Consider the following 385-nt stretch of genomic DNA (forward strand, 5'->3'; position numbering starts at 1 on the left):
CCCGCGTCACACTGGCCGTGGCCACGCGCGAGGGGGCGAATCCCGGTTCGCAGCCCGCCTGCCCGCCCGAGTTGGCCGCGCACCCGCACCGCATGCATCCTTTGCCGATGGCGCCGCACGCGGTGTCCTCGACCGACATCCGCACCCGGCTGACCCGGGGAGAAACACCTGAATCGCTGGTGCCCACGCTGCTTTCCGAAGGCGTGGCGCGCTATATTGCCAACCATCAACTCTACGCCCCGGGCGACCCACGCTGAATGGACATCCGCAAACTGCAACGCGTCATCGTCGACGGTCTCGAAGACGTCAAGGCACAAGACATCGCCGTCTTCAACACCGAGCACCTCTCGCCGCTGTTCGAGCGCGTGGTCATCGCCTCCGGCTC

General features: G+C 67.0%; 2 pseudogenes. Both read left to right on the top strand.

Annotated elements, in window-relative coordinates:
• A pseudogene (locus B2W70_RS14790) lies at positions 1-257 on the top strand (hypothetical protein); the annotation flags it as partial.
• A pseudogene (locus tag B2W70_RS18470) lies at positions 258-385 on the top strand (ribosome silencing factor); the annotation flags it as partial.

Origin of the sequence: Aquabacterium sp. UBA2148, from assembly GCF_002328915.1 — a bacterium.
Taxonomy (GTDB): domain Bacteria; phylum Pseudomonadota; class Gammaproteobacteria; order Burkholderiales; family Burkholderiaceae_C; genus Aquabacterium; species Aquabacterium parvum.